General features: G+C 68.9%; 10 protein-coding genes. 5 read left to right on the top strand and 5 right to left on the bottom strand.

From position 1 onward, the window contains the following. The first annotated feature begins 21 nt into the window (after positions 1-21). The 5 genes from MRBLWO12_RS09730 to MRBLWO12_RS09710 all read left to right on the top strand — a co-directional run bounded on the left by MRBLWO12_RS09730 (position 22) and on the right by MRBLWO12_RS09710 (position 4,495). The gene (locus MRBLWO12_RS09730; RefSeq protein ID WP_363554952.1) at positions 22-1,074 is read left to right on the top strand and encodes a FecCD family ABC transporter permease; all 1,053 of its coding nucleotides are present in this window, start codon (positions 22-24) and stop codon (positions 1,072-1,074) included. Further along, positions 1,071-2,150, top strand: a complete 1,080-nt coding sequence (locus MRBLWO12_RS09725; protein ID WP_363554950.1) for a FecCD family ABC transporter permease — start codon at positions 1,071-1,073, stop codon at positions 2,148-2,150. The genes MRBLWO12_RS09730 and MRBLWO12_RS09725 overlap by 4 nt, the downstream gene beginning before the upstream one ends. Beyond that, positions 2,150-2,962 carry an ABC transporter ATP-binding protein gene (locus tag MRBLWO12_RS09720; protein WP_363554948.1) on the top strand — a complete coding sequence of 271 codons (813 nt, stop codon included), beginning with the start codon at positions 2,150-2,152 and terminating at the stop codon, positions 2,960-2,962. Before MRBLWO12_RS09725 ends, MRBLWO12_RS09720 begins: the two co-directional genes overlap by 1 nt. Continuing rightward, positions 2,959-4,044: an LLM class flavin-dependent oxidoreductase gene (locus MRBLWO12_RS09715; protein WP_363554946.1), complete on the top strand. Its 1,086-nt coding sequence runs from the start codon at positions 2,959-2,961 to the stop codon at positions 4,042-4,044. Before MRBLWO12_RS09720 ends, MRBLWO12_RS09715 begins: the two co-directional genes overlap by 4 nt. Positions 4,045-4,105: 61 nt before the next feature. Then, positions 4,106-4,495 carry an HNH endonuclease gene (locus MRBLWO12_RS09710; protein WP_363554944.1) on the top strand — a complete coding sequence of 130 codons (390 nt, stop codon included), beginning with the start codon at positions 4,106-4,108 and terminating at the stop codon, positions 4,493-4,495. 12 nt (positions 4,496-4,507) lie between these two features. Here MRBLWO12_RS09710 and MRBLWO12_RS09705 read toward each other — a convergent pair whose 3' ends face one another. The 5 genes from MRBLWO12_RS09705 to MRBLWO12_RS09685 form a co-directional block, all read right to left on the bottom strand. Further along, entirely contained in the window at positions 4,508-5,893 is a 1,386-nt protein-coding gene (locus tag MRBLWO12_RS09705) for an aspartate aminotransferase family protein (RefSeq protein ID WP_363554942.1), read from the bottom strand. Further along, positions 5,890-6,357 (bottom strand): Lrp/AsnC family transcriptional regulator, encoded by a 468-nt coding sequence (locus tag MRBLWO12_RS09700; RefSeq protein ID WP_363554940.1) that lies wholly within the window; start codon positions 6,355-6,357, stop codon positions 5,890-5,892. Before MRBLWO12_RS09700 ends, MRBLWO12_RS09705 begins: the two co-directional genes overlap by 4 nt. A gap of 87 nt (positions 6,358-6,444) precedes the next feature. After that, positions 6,445-7,605, bottom strand: coding sequence for an acyl-CoA dehydrogenase family protein (locus tag MRBLWO12_RS09695; RefSeq protein ID WP_363554938.1), 1,161 nt, complete (start codon positions 7,603-7,605; stop codon positions 6,445-6,447). Further along, the gene (locus tag MRBLWO12_RS09690) at positions 7,602-8,360 is read right to left on the bottom strand and encodes an alpha/beta fold hydrolase (protein ID WP_363554936.1); all 759 of its coding nucleotides are present in this window, start codon (positions 8,358-8,360) and stop codon (positions 7,602-7,604) included. Before MRBLWO12_RS09690 ends, MRBLWO12_RS09695 begins: the two co-directional genes overlap by 4 nt. 92 nt (positions 8,361-8,452) lie before the next feature. Beyond that, the gene (locus MRBLWO12_RS09685; protein WP_363554934.1) at positions 8,453-12,568 is read right to left on the bottom strand and encodes a metallophosphoesterase; all 4,116 of its coding nucleotides are present in this window, start codon (positions 12,566-12,568) and stop codon (positions 8,453-8,455) included. Positions 12,569-12,604: the final 36 nt, after the last annotated feature.

Raw genomic sequence — 12,604 nt, 5'->3', positions numbered from 1 at the left:
GCCGGTCGATCGTGCAACGCCATGATCGACACCGCCCTGCCGCCCGAAGAGGCGACGTCCGCTCCGCCACGCGTGAGTCGCGGTCGTCTCGTCCTCGTACTGGTCACCGCGACCGTCCTCATCGGCACGCTCGTCGTGCTGAGCTCGATCGTCGGGACCCGGATGCTCGCACCCGCCGACCTGTGGAACGCGGTGTGGACGTTCGACCCTTCCGACGACGCGCATCTGTTGCTGATGAACCGCCGTCTGCCCCGCGCCGCTCTGGCCTTGCTCGTGGGGGCGGCCCTGGGAGCAGCCGGTGTCGTGATGCAGTCGCTCACGCGCAACCCGATCGCGGAGCCCGGCCTCCTCGGCGTGAACGCGGGTGCTGCGGTGGCGGTGGCGCTGGCCATCGCCCTCACCGGAGCCATCGCCCCGATCGCGTACTTCGGAGCTGCTCTCGTCGGCGCCGCCGCCGCCGGGGCTCTGGTGATGCTGCTGGGCGGGGTGCGTCGTGGTTCGGACCCGGTGCGTCTCGTGCTCGCGGGCGCAGCCCTGTCCGTCGTGCTCGGCGCGCTGGCACAGATCGTGATCGTGAACGGAGACGACATGGTGTTCGACCGGTACCGCGCGTGGGCGGTCGGTTCCCTCGCCGGGCGCGACGGAGACGTGCTCCCACCCGCCGCGCTGCTGATCGGGATCGGACTCGTGCTCGCCCTCATGCTGTCGCGCGCGCTCGATGCGGCCTCACTCGGTCCCGAAGCAGCGCGCGCGCTGGGGTCCCGTCCCGCGGTCGTGTGGACGGTCGCAGGGCTGGCCGTCGTCGTGCTCGCGGGAGGCGCCACCGCGGCGGCCGGTCCCATCGCGTTCGTGGGCCTCACCGCACCGCACGTGGCGCGGATGCTGGTCGGCTCCGACCATCACCGCATGCTGCCGACTGCCATGGCACTGGGCGCGGCGCTCGTGCTCGTCGCGGATGTGCTGGGACGCGTGGTCGCACCCCCCGGCGAGGTGGGCGTCGGCATCATGGTCGCGGTCCTCGGTGGACCGTTCTTCGTGGCGCTGGTGCGTCGCCGACGATTGGCTCCATTGTGACGGGGCTGACCACGACGGTGCCGCCTGGCGGCCGTCGTGTGCTGCGGTTCGGCCGGATCACGCTGCTGGTACGACCGCGGACGATCATCGTGACGGCGGTGCTCGCCATCGTGGCGCTCGCCGCCGGGGCGATCGCGATGACGGTGGGAAGCCTGCCGGTGCCTCTGCACGCGGTGCCAGGCGCCGTCTTCGGCATCGCCGACGACCCGACGACGATCCGGGCGGTGCAGGGTGTGCGACTGCCTCGCGTGCTCGCCGCGATCGGGGCCGGCGCGGCGTTGGGGGTGTCGGGATCGATCTTCCAGTCGCTTGCCCGCAACGCGCTCGGATCCCCCGATGTCATCGGCTTCACCACGGGCGCTGCGACAGGGGCGCTGGTGCAGATCGTCCTGTTCGGGGCGCAGCCCACGCAGGTCGCGCTCGGCACCATCGCGGGCGGTGTGGTCACCGCCGGCATCGTGATGCTGCTCGCACGACGCGGCGGTGGCATCGCCGGGCGGCAGCTCATCCTCGTCGGCATCGGCGTGGGCGCGATCGCCGCAGCGGTCAACGGTCTGCTCCTGGTGCGCGGCACCATCGATGCGTCGAGCCAGGCGAACCTGTGGCTGTCCGGTTCGCCCGATGCTCGTCAGTGGAGCCACACGCTGCCCGTGCTCGCCGGGGTCGCTGTCGTGATCCCGGTCGTGCTGCTGCTCTCACGGCGGGCGAGTCTGATGGAGCTCGGCGACGACATCGCCGAGCAGCTGGGGGTGAGGGTGGAGCGCACGCGACTCGTGCTGGTGGGATGCGCCGTGGTGCTGGCCGCCCTGGCGACAGCAGCGGTCGGGCCGATCGCGTTCGTGGCGCTCGCCGCACCGCAGCTGGTGCGGCGGCTGCTGCGCGCGGATGCGCCGCCGGTGATCGGCGCGGCGGCGATGGGAGCGGCGCTGCTCGTGATCGCCGACCTTGTGACCCAGCTGCTGCCGGTGACGTTCGCGGTGCCCGTCGGCCGGATGACCGGTGTCGTGGGAGGTCTGTATCTGTTGTGGCTGCTGTTGCCGAGCCGAGGTGCGGCCGAGGGAAAGGGGTGGCGTTGATGTCGGATTCGATGGTGGCCGAGGGGCTGACGCTGCGGTACGACGACCGGACGATCGTCGACCATCTGGACGTGACGCTCCCCGAAGGCAGGATCACCGTGATCCTCGGGGCGAACGCCTGCGGGAAGTCGACACTGTTGCGGGGACTCGCGCGGCTGCTCTCACCCGCATCCGGCAGGGTGATGCTCGGTGGTGAGGACGTCAGGTCGTTTGCGCCGAAAGCGCTCGCGCGTCGGGTGGGATTCCTGCCGCAGGCGGCGACCGCCCCGGGAGGGGTGACGGTGGCGGAGCTGGTGGCGCGCGGACGGTATCCGCATCAGCGGCTGCTGCAGCAGTGGTCGTCGGAGGATGCGGATGCCGTGAACCGGGCGATGCGTTCGACGGGGGTGGCAGTGCTGCGCGATCGTCCGGTGGACGAGCTCTCCGGCGGGCAGCGGCAGCGCGCGTGGATCGCGATGCTGCTGGCGCAGGAGACTCCGGTGATGCTGCTCGACGAGCCGACCACATACCTCGACATCGCCCACCAGCTCGAGGTGTTGGAGCTCTGCCGGCGGCTCAACAGGGAGCAGGGACGCACGGTGGTGCTGGTGCTGCACGACCTCGACCAGGCATGCCGCTACGCCGACCATCTGGTGGTCATGCGGGAGGGGCGTGTGCTCGCGACCGGCGCTCCGGAGCAGGTGATGACAGCCGGTCTGGTCGCCGAGGCGTTCGGATTGGAGGCGCTGGTGCAGCGGCATCCTGTCACGGGGACGCCGATGGTGGTGCCCATCGCCCCTCTCTCCTCCGCAGACGACGAGGCGATCGTATGACGCTGGTGGCGGGGTTCTCGATCGCGCCGACCTGGATGCGCGGCCAGGCCTGGCGGCGCGAGGACTCACGGGCGGAGGAGCTGCTGTCGGGCGGTCCGATCATCGATGCCGTGGTGCGCGCCGAGCGTGCGGGCTTCGACGTGGCTTTCCGTCCCGATGCGCTCACGCTGCCCCTGGGCACGATCGGGAGCGATCCCGCGCACCTCGGTCTGGACCCGATCGTGCAGGCGGCGCAGCTGGCCGGCGCCACTCGACGGATCGGGCTTGTGGTGACGGTGTCGGCCACCTTCTCTGAGCCGTATCCGGTCGCCAGGCAGCTCGTGTCCCTGGAGCATCTGGCACCAGGGCGCATCGGGTGGAACGTGGTCACGTCGCGTTCCGGCGACGAGCAGTTCTCGGTCGAGCGTCTTCCGGACTCTGTCGCACGATGGCGGCGGGCCGAGGAGCTGATCGACGTCGTCGAGTCGCTGCGTGCAGGATTCCCCGCGGCGGCGATGCAGGTCGACCGCGATTCCGGTGTGCTCGTCGACGTCGAGCGGGTGCGCCCCACGAATCATGCGGGAGAGAACTTCCGGGTCGCCGGGCCGCTCCCGCTTCCGGTGCCGACGCCGCGGCCCCTCCCGCTCATGGTCGCGGGAGGCGGGGAATCGACGATCGCGCTGACAGGACGACGCGCCGATGCGATGTTCGCTTCGGCCATCGAAATCGAGTCGGGGGTGTCGCAGCGCGCAGCCGTCCGAGCCGCGGCGAAGGACGCGGGGCGGCGCGACCGGCCCTTGCTGCTCCCCGGACTGTCTCTGGTGCTGGCCGGAACGAGGGGTGAGGCTGCCGCGATCGAGCGGGCGACGTACCCGCCGAGCGGGCAACGACGAAGCGCGGGACCCCACTGGTCGGTCGTAGGAACCCCGGAGGATGCGGTGGCGTCCATCGTCGCTCGCGCGGAAGCACGGGCCATCGACGGCTTCATCGCGTTTCCGGTGGGATCGTGGCGCTCTGTCGAGCTGCTGTGCGATGAGGTGATGCCACGCCTGCGCGCGCGGGGATTCGTCGGCGACGGCACGACATCGCTCCGCGCCCGGTAGAGAACAGAGTCGAGGCGATTCACACCACAGGATCCCCCCACCGCCGCGGTACCGTAAGCGCATGCCCGCCCGTCGCAAGGTCCCCGCCTCCGCGCGCACGCCTGCCGCCCGCACGCGCTATGCCCGCCGCAGACAGAACCGACTGTCGCGGGTGGACAACGATCTCACCCCAGACCAGTGGCAGGCGCTGATGGACGCGTGGGAGGGCTGCGCCTACTGCCAGAACCCGGCGCCGGCCCTGCAGCGCGATTGCATCATGCCCGTCTCTCGGGGCGGCCGGTACACGCTGGACAACGTGGTGCCGGCGTGCGCGTCATGCAACGCGAGCAAGAACAACAGCGAGGTCACGTCGTGGCTGCGTCGCAAGAAGCTCGATGAACGGGCGTTCCTCGTCCGTCATGCGACGATCCTGAAGTCCCTCGTCCCCGCGGCGGAGGACGAGGGACTGTAGCGCGCGAGCGCCTCAGAGCACCGACTGAGCCCGGGTGAGCACGTCGCGCAGGATCTGTTCGATCTCGCGGAACTCCGGCTGACCGACCGTGAGCGGCGGCGCGAGCTGGATCACGGGGTCGCCCCGGTCATCCGCTCGGCAGTAGAGGCCCGCTTCGAACAGGGCGGGGGAGAGGAAGCCGCGCAGCAGCCGCTCGGACTCCGCGTCGTCGAACGTCTCCTTGGTGGCCTTGTCCTTCACGAGCTCGATGCCGAAGAAGTAGCCGTCGCCGCGCACGTCGCCGACGATCGGGATGTCGAGCAGCTTCTCGAGCTCGGCGCGGAACAGCGGCGAGTTCTCGCGCACGCGCTGGTTCAGCCCCTCCTCGTCGAAGATCGCGAGGTTCTCGAGCGCGACCGCCGCCGAAACCGGGTGGCCGCCGAACGTGTACCCGTGTGGGAACGACATGTCGCCCTTCGAGAAGGGCTCGTAGATGCGGTCGCTGACGATGGTGGCCCCGATGGGGGAGTAGCCGCTCGTCATGCCCTTGGCGCACGTGATCATGTCGGGCACGTAGCCGAGGCCCGTGCACGCGAACGTGTGGCCGAGGCGGCCGAACGCGCAGATGACCTCGTCGGACACCAACAGCACGTCGTGGCGGTCGCAGATCTCGCGCACGCGGGCGAAGTAGCCGGGAGGGGGCGGGAAGCATCCGCCGGAGTTCTGCACCGGCTCGAGGAAGACCGCGGCGACCGTGTCGGCGCCTTCGAAGAGGATCATCTCCTCGATGCGATCGGCGGCCCAGCGGCCGAAGGCCTCGAGGTCGTCGGCCGGCCCACCCATCTCCGCCGCGCGGTAGAAGTTGGTGTTCGGCACGCGGAATCCGCCGGGGGTGACCGGCTCGAACATCGACTTCATCGCCGGGATGCCGGTGATGGCGAGAGCGCCCTGCGGGGTGCCGTGATAGGCGACCGAGCGCGAGATCACCTTGTGCTTGGTGGGCTTGCCCATCAGCTTCCAGTAGTGCTTGGCGAGCTTGAAGGCGGTCTCGACGGCCTCGCCGCCTCCGGTGGAGAAGAAGACGCGGTTCAGGTCACCCGGTGCCTCATCGGCGAGGCGGTCGGCGAGCTCGATCGCGGCGGGGTGCGCATACGACCACAGCGGGAAGAAGGCCAGCTCCGACGCCTGCTTCGCCGCGGCCTCCGCGAGACGACGGCGACCGTGTCCGGCGTTGACGACGAAGAGACCAGCGAGACCATCGAAGTACTGCTTGCCCTTCGAGTCCCAGATGTGGTGCCCGTCACCCTTGACGATGATCGGCACACCGGACTTCTCCATCGTGGACTGTCGGGTGAAATGCATCCAGAGATGGTCTTTGGCCATCGCCTGGAGTTCGGCTTCGTTGCGTGTGGTGCTCATCTGGTCCCCCAGTTGTAGAGCTGCTTCTGCAGCTTGGCGTAGATGAAGGTTTCGGTCGAGAGGACCCCGTCGATGGGGCGGATGACATCGTTGATCATCGCGAGGAGATCTTCGTCGTCCTCGCAGACGACCTCGGCGAGCACGTCGAACGAGCCGACCGTGATGACCACGTAGTCGATCGCCTCGATCGCGGCGACGGCCTCGGCGACCCGGCGTGCGTCGCCGGAGACGCGGATGCCGATCATGGCCTGGCGGTGGAAGCCGAGCTGCATGGGATCGGTCACGGCGACGATCTGCATGATGCCGGACTCCGTGAGCCGCTGCACGCGCTGGCGCACCGCCGCCTCGCTCAGGCCGACGACCCGTCCGATGTCGGAGTAGGAGCGGCGTCCGTCCTCCTGGAGGAGTTCGATGATCGTCTTCGAGACCTGATCCAGCGTGGGGTGCTTTCGCGTGGGGCTCATGCTGCGATCTTCGCACTCGCAACGACGATCAGCAACCGATTTCGCGCTTTGACTTGCCCGTGTCTGTGCAAATCAGCAGGAAGTGGGTCAGGATTCGGTCGGCCCCAGCCATGCGCTCGCCGCCGTCGCGTGCGCGGACTCCGGGTCTGACGGGTGGAACGCCCCCGCCAGCACATCGCGGTACAGGCGCGAGAGCTCGTTCGACGAGAAGTACGAGCCGCCGCCGGCGACCAGCATCGCCTGATCGACCACGTGCTTGGACATCGTGATCGCCCGGTGCTTCACCCCGGAGAGCAGGCTGAACCACCGCGCGCCGTTGTCGACGCGCTCGTCGACGTCGCGCGCGAGTGCGGCGATCTGCGGAGGCAGTGCGTCGTAGGCGAGGGCCATGTCGGCGATGCGCCAGCGGATGTCGGGATCCTGGCTGTAGGCCGCACCCGTCTTCTTCGAGCGGCGGGTGTGCGCGGTCTGCACGGCCAGGTCCAGCGCGCGTCGCGCGATGCCGGTGTAGACGGAGGCGAGCAGGATCTCGAACACGCTGAAGATCCCGAACACGATCGGGTCGGGGTTCGGACCGGGGTCGATGCGGCGGACGACGTGCGCGGCATCCGCTGTCGCGCCGTTCAGACGGGTGGTGCGGCTCTGCGTGCCCCGCATGCCGAGCGTGTCCCAATCCTCGGAGGTCGTGACCGCGTCGGTGCGCTCGATGAAGGCGAAGACCAGCTTCGGCGCATCCGCACTGGTGGTGTCGAGCCCGTGCAGTCCGAGCCGCGTCCACACCGGGGCCAGCGAGGTGAAGATCTTGGTACCGGTGAAGGAGTAGCCGCCGTCGGGGAGAGGCGAGGCATCCGTGTCGCTGCCGAACAGCACGAGGTCGTTGCCGCCCTCGCTGATCCCGAACGCGAAGACCTCGCCGGCGACCGCACCGTCCTGCACGAACTCCAGCCCTGGCACGCCGCGGTCGGAGAACACCTTCGCGACGCCCGTCCACACCAGGTGCATGTTGATGGCCAACGCCGTGGCCGGGGCGGCCGTCGCGAGTCTCTGCTGCAGCAGGGCGGCCTCTGCGAGACCCAGACCGGCACCGCCGCGCGCGGTCGGCACGAGGATCGACAGGTACCCCGCCTCGCGCAGCTCGTCGAGGTCCTGCTGCGGGAACGTGTTCTCGCGGTCATGCAGGGGAGCACGCTCGCGGATCCGCTCCAGCAGCTCGTCGGGAAGGAAGACGGTGGGGTCGAAAGCGCTCACTTCAGGGCCTCCAGAAGCTGTCGCACGGATTCCTCCGGCTTGTCGCGGTGCAGGGAGTGCCCTGCACCTGCGACGATCGACATCGTGATCAGCGGATTCGACGACAGCACCTCTGCTGCGAGATCGCCGGTGAAGATGCTGTAGACGGCGGGGTCGGCGCCGAGCACGTGCGTGGGAACCGACAGCGCCGCGGCGGCCGCGCGCACATCCCACGGCCGGTTCTGGGCGCTGGTCTGCTCCACCGCCCACGCGCTCGCGCGGAGCACGGCATCCACCTTCAGCTCCTGGTCCTGCGGGTGCCAGTGCGGATGCTCCTCCTGCACCACTTCGAGTCGAGTGTCGGCGAACGCCCGTTCTTGGCTCCGGCGCACGATCCCGGCGTCACGCCCGTCGACGTGGATGGCCGGATCGATGAGCACGAGGCGGCGCGTCCAGGCGGAATCGGATGCCGCGGCGACCGTGCTCGCCGCGCCGCCGAGCGAATGTCCGATGACCGCGTCCCAGCTGCCGCCGTCTGACGGGCGGGTCGCGGCCAGGTCGGCCCCGTACGCCGCGACCGAGTAGTCGAGCGACCGGGGCGCGTCACCGTGTCCGCGCAGGTCGACGGCCGTCGCGTGCCATCCGGCCTCAGCCAGCGCATCGCCGAGACGCCACATCAGGGCACCGGAAGAACCGAGACCGTGCACGAGAAGGGCACGGCGAGAGGCCGAGGGAGAGCCCCAGGCGATGCGGGGCAGCAGGAGTGGTGCAGGCATGATCCCAGCCTACGACCGGCCGGTCGGACAGGCCCCTGCGCACGCAGAGGGGGTGCGCCCGATGGACGCACCCCCTCTGTGTCTGAACAGGATCAGCGTGAGCTGATCGCCACCAGACCCGACGGGTAGCGGTCACGCGCCGACACGTAGATCTCGCCGTCGGTGGGGTTCACCGAGACGCCGTAGACCTTGTTGCCGTACGCATGAGCGCTCAGTCGCGAGATCAGCGAGAGGTCGTCGGTCGCGTACACCGACACCCCGCTCGCGTCGAACGTCGTCGACTGGTGACCCGCGATCAACCTGCCAGTGGTGGTGTCGACCGCGAGCGAGCGCAGGTCGGCGTTCGCCATCGGGATGGTTCCGACGAGCTCCCACGTGCCTCCGGCGAAGACCCGCACGCCGTCGGTCGAGCCGTCGGCATCGGCCGTGCCCACGTAGAGCCGGTCGTTCACGCCGTCCCACGCGATGCCGTGCGAGCGCCAGGCGGATGCACCGGCCGGGGTCACCGTGACCGGTGCTCCCGTCTCCGCATCCATGATCTCGACGCCCGTGCCACGCGTGGCTCCGAACACCAGACCCGCCTCGGGGTCGATGTCGATGCCGCGCACGTTCGCGGTGAACGCGTACGGACCGCGCTTCAGGGCACCGCTGGCGGCATCCATCACGAGCCACTGGTTCGAGTAGGCGACGTACAGCTCGCCCTTCGTCTCGTCCAGCGCCACATCGCGTACGCCCTCATCCGCTGCGGTCGGCGCGGGCACGTCGAGCGTGCGCAGGAGCGTGTCCGTCGCCGGATCGATCTCCCAGACGCGCGCGGGGCGCATCTCGTTGCCGACGAAGAGGTTCCCGGTGCGGCTGTCCACCACCGAGCCGACCGGTCGGTCGTCCGATTCGGGGACATCCGTCGCCGAAGGGATCACCGTGAGCGAGCGCGCCGTGAACACCGGGGTCTCCGGGTCCGTCGGGTCCGTCGGATCGGTCGGGTCCGTCGGGTCCGTCGGATCCGTAGGGTCCGTGGGATCGGTCGGGTCGGTCGGATCGGTCGTCTTACGCACGCTGACGGTGACGGCCGCCGAGGTGAGCTCCTCTCCTGGAGGGTTGAGGCGGAAGTCGCGGTTCGACACGAACACCCGCTGGTGCTCCTCATCGACCGCGATGCCGTAGCCGTCCTTGCCGTACTTCGGACCGGCGAAGTCACCGAGCAGCGCGCCTGTGGCCAGGTCGTGCACCGAGAAACCGCCGCTCGTGGGCGTGGTGCCCGTATAGCCGACGTAGAGCAAGCCATTCGTCGAGTCGATGTCGACCTGACGAGGGCTGGCCCTGCTCGTGCGCTCCCAGAGCTTCGTGAACCCGTCCGTCGCGTCGAAGGCTTCCAGGTTGATCACGTCGGTGAGGTCGTGGAACTTGGTGCTGATGACGGTGCCGGTGGTGGGGTCGGCGGCGACGTAGTAGGCGTCTGCGGTGCCGTTGATGACTCCGAGGGAGGCGCCGGTTTCGGCGTCGAGTACTTCGATGCCCCGGGAGGGGACGGCGATGTAGACGTGTCCGAGGGTGGGGTCGACGTCGATCGAGCGGTTGGACTCGATCGTCGGGTACGGTCCGCGTACGACCTGCCCGAAGGTGTCGGGTGCGATCGAGACGACGAGCCAGTTGCGGTTCTGCTGTCCGACGTAGAGGAGGTTGTTCTCGTCGTCGATGCCGATGTCGCGGATGTTCTCCGGCAGGGTCATCTCGCCGAGGACCTTGTCGGTGTCGGGGTCGATCTCGAAGATCTTCCGGCTGTTCTGGTCGCCCAGGTACAGCACGTCACGCGACTCCGAGTACGCCATACCCGCCGGCAGATTCGCCTTCGAACGATCCACCGACGCCAGGTGTCCTGCCGACTCATACGTCAGCGTCTCCGGAAGCACGCGCTCGCTGACCGTGACGGCCGCCGAGGTGAGCTCCTGCCCTGGAGGGTTGAGGCGGAAGTCGCGGTTCGACACGAACACCCGCTGGTGCTCCTCATCGACCGCGATGCCGTAGCCGTCCTTGCCGTAGGACGGATCGTCGAAGTCGCCGAGCGCCTTTCCGGTCTTCAGGTCGTGCACCGAGAATCCGCCCGATCCTGCGCTCGTGCCGGTGTAGCCGACGTAGAGCAGACCGTTGGTGGAGTCGATGTCGATCTGACGAGGGTTCGGACGTGTCGCCTTGGCCCACAGCTTCTTGAACCCGTTGTTGGCGTCGAAGGCCTCCAGGTTCACGACGTCGGTGAGGTCGTGGAACTTGGTGCTGACGACGGTGCCGGTGGTGGGGTCGGCGGCGACGTAGTAGGCGTCTGCGGTGCCGTTGATGACTCCGAGGGAGGCGCCGGTTTCGGCGTCGAGTACTTCGATGCCCCGGGAGGGGACGGCGATGTACACGTGTCCGAGGGTGGGGTCGACGTCGATCGAGCGGTTGGACTCGATCGTCGGGTACGGTCCGCGTACGACCTGCCCGAAGGTGTCGGGTGCGATCGAGACGACGAGCCAGTTGCGGTTCTGCTGTCCGACGTAGAGGAGGTTGTTCTCGTCGTCGATGCCGATGTCGCGGATGTTCTCCGGCAGGGTCATCTCGCCGAGCACCTTGTCGGTGTCGGGGTCGATCTCGAAGATCTTCCGGCTGTTCTGGTCGCCCAGGTACAGCACGTCGCGCGACTCCGAGTACGCCATACCCGCCGGCAGGCTCGCCTTCGAACGATCCACCGACGCCAGAGAGCTCACGACCTCGTAGTCGACCTCGCCCGTGGGGACGTCAGGGGTGACCTCACCCGGGTCGGGGTTGCCGCCGCAGCCGAGGCACGGCTGCACGGGACCGGTCGGGATATCTTGCGGCTCGACACCGTCGGTGACGAGCTTGCCCTTCTCGTCCTTCGTGATCGTCACGCCGTCGAAGAACTCGCCGTCCGCCGTACGCGACTCGTAGCGGAGCGTGCCCTCGGTGACGTCGACGAGCTGATAGAACTGCTTGCCACCGTCGAGGCGGCGCAGGTGCGCGCCGTTCTCGCTCCACAGGCGCGGACCGTACTCGTACAGCTTCACACTCGCGCTCGAGCCCACGTAGACGGGACCGGTCGCGCTCTTCTCAGGGTCGGCACCGGCTGGCAGGTTCTGCTCCGCCGCGAAGGTGTTGCCACGCCCGTATGCATGGTCGTGGCCCTGCAGCACGAGATCGACGTTGTGCTTCTCGAGGATCGGACCCCAGTAGGTGCGGATGCCGAGGTTGTTGCGTCCCTCATCGAGCGAGTACACGGGGTGGTGGAACAGCACCACGGTCCACTCGTTGGTGTTCTCGGCGAGCACGCCCTCGAGCCATTCGGCCTGGACCCGCAGGCCCTCCTCCGAGGAGATGTTGCTGTTGAGGGAGACGAACCGCACGCCCTCACGGTCGGTGTAGTAGACGGTGCCGGCGAGCTCGTCGTACACCTCTCCCTCACCGGTGGGGCCGTTGGCCGGGTAGGGGAGCTGTGCGCGCCAGGTGCGCGACAGCCCGCCGTCGTACTCGTGATTGCCGGGCGTCGTGATCAGGTTCTGCGTACCCAGCGAGTAGGAGAACGCGTCGAAGAGCTCACCCCACTCCGCGTCGGAGTTCGCGTCGTTGACCAGGTCGCCGATCTGCACCACGACGTCCGCATTGGGGCGATCCCGGAAGGCGTTGCGCAGCACGCGCGAGCCGTCACTGAGGATGCCGTTCTGGATGTCGCCGAGGAAGATGAACGAGGTCGTCTTGTCGGTCGCACTCGCGGTCGCGAAGTCCTGCCATTCGGAGAAGTTCGTGCCGTCGCCCACCCGGTACATGTACTCGACGCCGGGCTGGAGGCCCGTGATGGTCGCGGAGTGCATGTTCTGGGCATAGCCGATGTCGGTCGTGACCTCGGTGTGGGCGGCTTCGGCCTCCATCACGCCCCCGGGATAGGGGGCGGCCGTCATGGTGCGGTACTGGACGAGTCCGCGGTCGGTCGTCGCGGACGTGCGCCAGGTCACCGTCTGCTGGGTCGCAGCGTCAGCGGCGGGCGTCAGGACGATCCGGTCGGGGATCGCCGAGGGCTCCCACCGGGAGGATGCTGCCTCGGCTGCCTGCGCTGCGGGTGCAGGGGCGGCGAGGACACCCCCCGAGAGGAGCACGGCTCCCGCGATGGCGCAGGCGGTGAACCGCCAGGGAGTGCGGCGCCGCGTGAAGGGGATGGTCATCGAGATCAGTGCCTTTCGAGAATCGAGGAGAGGGCC

The organism is Microbacterium sp. LWO12-1.2, assembly GCF_040675875.1.
Lineage (GTDB): Bacteria > Actinomycetota > Actinomycetes > Actinomycetales > Microbacteriaceae > Microbacterium.
Note: the sequence above shows the minus strand (reverse complement) of the source record. Positions and strands in the feature narration are given on the sequence as shown.